A 5,358-nucleotide genomic window follows, 5' to 3' on the forward strand; every position below is an offset into this window, starting at 1 on the left:
ATTATAATAAATTAACTTAGCACTTTAATTCAATATTTTACTTAATTTAATATTTTAATTAAAAAATAAAGCTACTGATTTTTAAATCAGTAGCTCTTTTGTTTTTTATCTAATATTTTAGTTGAGTTAGTAAATAAAAATCTTATATACTCATTTGGGATATTAACCATCATTTAATTTAAATTGTTATTATGCCATTATTTTATATACAAACTCTTTTAGTTTATCTAATCCAGATAAGAACGTATTTTCACTGCAAGCATAAGATATACGAATATATTTATCCATACCAAATGCTATTCCAGGAACAACTGCAACCTTATATTCTTCTAAAAATTGATTACAAAATTCTATAGAAAAGCTATCTTTATACTTAAATCTCTCAGATACTTTAGAGAGGTCTATAAATGCATAAAATGCGCCATTTGGATTTACATATCCTACATTTTCGATAGAGTCTAATTTTGATGTAATTAAGTCTCTTCTAGACTTATATGTCTTAACCATATTATCTATATCAGCTGAGCAATCTTTTAAGGCTCCATATGCTATGTATTGTGCTGTTAAACTTGGATGAGATATAAGATGTCCCTGTATAGAACTCATTGCTTTAGCAATGGTTTTATTAGATGCTGTATATCCCAATCTTAATCCAGTCATTGCAGCAGATTTAGAAAAACCATTTACAGTTATTGTTATATCTTTAGCTTCTTCACTTAATGAGGCAATTGATGTAAATTCCCCATCATAGCATATTTTTTCATATATTTCATCTGCTAAAATATATATTTTATTTTCTATACATACATCTACAATTTCTATTAATTCATCTTTTGTATAAATGCTACCAGTAGGATTTGAAGGATTATTTATTACAAGAATTTTTGTTTTATTTGTTATAGATTTTTTAAGCTCATCTTTTGTTAACTTGAATCCATTTTCTTTTTTAGTATCGATGAAAACTGGTACAGCATTTACTAATTTAACCATTTCAGGATAACTAACCCAATAAGGTTTTGGCAATAATACTTCATCTCCCTCATCTGTTAAAGCTAGCAAAGTATTCGTTATAGAGTTTTTTGCTCCACTTGATATAACTATTTCATCTATTGAATATTTACAATTATTTTCATCAATAAGTTTTTTACAAATTTCCTCTCTAAGTATTTTTAACCCTGGAACTAAATCATATTTAGTACAATCTTTATTTAAAGAGTCAATACCATAAGCTTTTGCATTATTAGGTACGTTGAAATCAGGTTCTCCTATACTAAGATTTATTACTTTAATTCCGTTGTTTTCCATTTCTTTAACTTTTGAACTAATACCTATTGTGTAGGATGGAGTTATAAAGTTTAGTCTTTTTGATAACATAAAATGCCTCCTTTTAAATTATTATTTATATTATACGACAGTTTTAAAGAATTTACATAAGGAAATTTGTAGATATATACATTAATGTACATGAAATTATACGTTTTTTGCCTAAAATTAGTGTAAAAAAAAGAGAAAAAATTTTTGACTCTCAGAGTTGTTAGAAACGCTACTGTTCAAAATATCTAGATAGTATTTGCAATGACTTGCGTAAGTTTGACTATTATGTACAAATTTGGTAATCTTAATATAGAAATTATTAAGATAATCCCTTTAACTTAGTTGAAGGGGATTTTTTTAGACTTAATATACTACATATAGTGGTATGTAGATTAATAAAATACAATATATAGTAATAGGAGGTTTTTTTAATTGGTTGAATTCGTGAAAAAAAGAGATGGAAGAGTAATCCCATTTAATGAAGATAGAATAACAAGAGCTATATTTTTAGCAGCGACAAATGTTGCAGAAAGGGAAGGAATAGTACCTGATTATAAATTATCTGAGCAATTAACTCAGGAAGTAATAAGATTTTTAAATCATAAATATTCAGAAACAGTTCCAAGTGTTGAGGATATTCAAGACTCAGTAGTTAAGATTCTTATAGAAACTGGTCATGCAAAAACTAGTGAGGAATACATAATATATAGAACTGAAAGAAGTAGAATAAGAAATTCAAAAACAAGACTGATGAAGGCAATAGAGGAGATTACTTTTGAGGATGCAGAAGATGCAGACATAAAAAGAGAAAATGCAAACATTAATGGTAATACAGCTATGGGGACTATGCTACAATATGGAAGCACTGTATCTAAAGAATTTTGTAAGACTCATATATTAAAGCCAGAACATTCTTTTGCCCATGAGAATGGAGATATACACATACATGATATGGACTTTTTAAATATGGGTACATTAACTTGTTGCCAGATAGATGTTAAAAAACTATTTAATGGTGGATTTTCAACAGGACATGGTTTTTTAAGAGAACCACAAGATATAATAAGTTATGGAGCATTAGCTGCAATCGCTATACAAAGTAATCAAAATGACCAACATGGAGGTCAAAGTATACCATTTTTTGATTATGGATTGGCTGAAGGTGTATATAAGACCTTTAAGAAATTCTACATAGGAAACTTAGCTAAAGCATTGAAATTATTTAAAGGAATTGAAAATAATGATGCAATAAAGAACATAGTATATAATACAGAAAAAGAAACAAATAAAAAGGTTGGTCTTAAAAGAGAGGAATTATATATAAACTCAGAAAAAAAGAAATTGATAGAGACTTTTGATATTGATGAAGAACTTGCAAATAACATGCAGAACTTTGCATTTGAAGAATCATATAGAGAAACTGATAAAAAAACATACCAATCTATGGAAGCATTTATACACAATTTAAATACAATGCATTCTAGAGCAGGTGCACAGGTTCCATTTTCAAGTGTGAACTTTGGAACAGATATTTCTGAAGAAGGAAGGATGGTAACTAAGAATCTTTTACTATCTCAAGAAAGAGGACTAGGTAATGGAGAAACACCAATTTTTCCAATTTTAATATTTAAGGTTAAAGAAGGAGTAAATTTAAATCCTGAAGACCCTAATTATGATTTATTTAAATTATCATGTAGAGTATCAGCTAAAAGACTATTTCCTAATTTTAGTTTCTTAGATGCGCCTTTTAATGCTAAATATTACAGAAAAGGTGAACCAGATACAGAAGCCACATATATGGGTTGTAGAACAAGAGTACTTAGTAATGTATGTGGTTCAGAAACAGTTAGTGGTAGGGGAAATATATCTTTTACTACAGTTAATTTACCAAGATTGGGTATAAAGCATGGAATTGTAAATGGTGAGAAAGCTAATTTAGATAGTTTTTTTGAAGAATTAGATGAAAAGATAGACTTAATTATAGAGCAATTATTAGAACGTCTTGAGGTTCAAGGAAATAAAAAAATGAAGAATTTCCCATTCTTGATGGGTCAAGGTGTATGGAAAGGTTCTGATGATTTAGGACCAGAAGATACACTAAAAGAAGTAATAAAGCAAGGAACATTGACAATTGGATTCATAGGTTTAGCAGAATGTCTTATTGCTCTTATGGGTAAACATCACGGAGAAAGCAAAGAAGCTCAAGAATTAGGATTAAGAATAGTGTCACATATGAGAGCTAAAATGGATGAAGCCACAGATAAATATAAATTAAACTTCTCTTTAATGGGTACACCAGCAGAAGGTCTTTCAGGTAGATTTACTAAAATAGATAAAAAAGTATATGGAGAGATTAAAGGTATAACAGACAAAGAATATTACACTAATTCATTCCATGTACCAGTTTATTATAATATAAGTGCATATGACAAAATTGAGATAGAAGCTCCATATCATGAACTGACGAATGCAGGTCATATAACATATGTGGAATTAGATGGAGATCCATCAGATAATCTAGAAGCTTTTGAAACAGTTATAAAAGCTATGAAAGACTTAGGTATAGGATATGGAAGCATAAATCATCCTGTAGATAGAGATCCAATATGTGGCTTTTCAGGTGTAATAGGAAGTAACATATGTCCTGTATGTGGAAGAAATGAAGATGAAAGTGATATCAAATTTGAAAGAATAAGAAGAATAACAGGTTACTTAGTTGGTACAGTTGACAGATTTAATAATGCAAAAAAAGCTGAAGTAAGAGATAGAGTAAAGCATAGATAGTTTTATTTGGAGGAATAAGTTATGAAAATAAGAATGTCATCTACTATAAGCCATGACAGTATAGTTGATGGACCAGGATTAAGGATGGTAATATGGACTCAAGGATGTATCCATAATTGCAAAGAATGCCATAATCCTCAGACACATGATTTATGTGGGGGATTTTACATGGATACAGAAGAAATTATAAATAAGATAAAATCATTAAAGTTACAAAAAGGTATTACATTATCAGGAGGAGAACCATTTTTACAGCCAGAACCATTAGAAGAAGTAGCAAAAGAAGCTAAAAGAAATGGACTGGATGTATGGTCATATACTGGATTCACATTTGAGCAGTTATTAGATAAAAAAAATAGTAGATATTTTAAAAATTTAAATTTACTAAAACAAATTGATATTTTAGTAGATGGAAAGTTTATGGCTGAGAAAAAAGATATAAGTTTAAAGTTCAGAGGTTCATCAAATCAAAGAATAATTGATGTTCAAAAAAGTTTGAAATATAAAAAAGTATTTTTAGTTGAACAATATATGAAAGATGATTTATCCATAGCGGAATAAAATATAAATAGACGGAAGTAAATATAATAATGTATTTATCTCCGTCTATCTTTATGTAATTTTGTTTATTTGCATCATATATGATGTAATTGTTAAATAAAAATGCTTATCGTGTATTTTATTTAACTCTTTTATAAGCTGGATGATTCTAATAGATAGTTTCTAAAGGATATACAAGTATTAATTTATGGATTCTTTGCTAAGAAACTAGAATGTTTAGTTGTTATGCAAAAATCTTTAGTTACTATAAGAGAAGAATTCAAATAAATGATTAAATGTTGACAAGGAGCTCAGAAAGTAATTTACCTAGTGTCATCAAGATTGGTATTAAGCATTTTAAAAAATAGAAAATCTTTAAAATGAGTATTTTTAATAATATTTCTTGGTTTGTATCTTTCTTATAAACAAATTTTATAGTATAAATCAATTAAGTAAATAAGTCTAATTACATATAATACATATATTTGTATAAAAAATATTAAATTTTGTAATTTGTGGATAAATATGTTTATAATGTGGATAATATTTAATATAATAAGTTAAAACAATATGAATCAGTTGTTTATAATGTGGATAATATAACCATATGTAAATAAATGAGATACTTGAAAGTAAAAAATGTGAAAAAAGTTATTGACTCTAAAAGGAAAAGTTGGTATAGTAATACTTGTCCTCAAGAAAAGGGCAAACAGATAAAGC

General features: G+C 27.7%; 3 protein-coding genes. 2 read left to right on the forward strand and 1 reads right to left on the reverse strand.

Translation table 11 applies throughout. From position 1 onward, the window contains the following. Window positions 1–189: 189 nt before the first annotated feature. The gene (locus tag Q3287_RS19270) at window positions 190–1,374 is read right to left on the reverse strand and encodes a pyridoxal phosphate-dependent aminotransferase (protein WP_407964668.1); all 1,185 of its coding nucleotides are present in this window, start codon (window positions 1,372–1,374) and stop codon (window positions 190–192) included. Between the two features lie 372 nt (window positions 1,375–1,746). On the opposite strand from Q3287_RS19270, the gene Q3287_RS19275 reads away from it, so the two are divergent. Beyond that, complete coding sequence (locus tag Q3287_RS19275; RefSeq protein ID WP_054275574.1) at window positions 1,747–4,098, forward strand: anaerobic ribonucleoside triphosphate reductase; 2,352 nt, start codon at window positions 1,747–1,749, stop codon at window positions 4,096–4,098. A gap of 21 nt (window positions 4,099–4,119) precedes the next feature. Then, a complete protein-coding gene (gene nrdG, locus Q3287_RS19280) occupies window positions 4,120–4,659 on the forward strand; it encodes an anaerobic ribonucleoside-triphosphate reductase activating protein (RefSeq protein ID WP_054268693.1) in 540 nt (179 codons plus the stop codon). The last annotated feature ends 699 nt before the right edge of the window (window positions 4,660–5,358 follow it).

This window comes from Clostridioides sp. GD02404 (genome assembly GCF_045898275.1).
GTDB lineage: Bacteria > Bacillota > Clostridia > Peptostreptococcales > Peptostreptococcaceae > Clostridioides > Clostridioides difficile_A.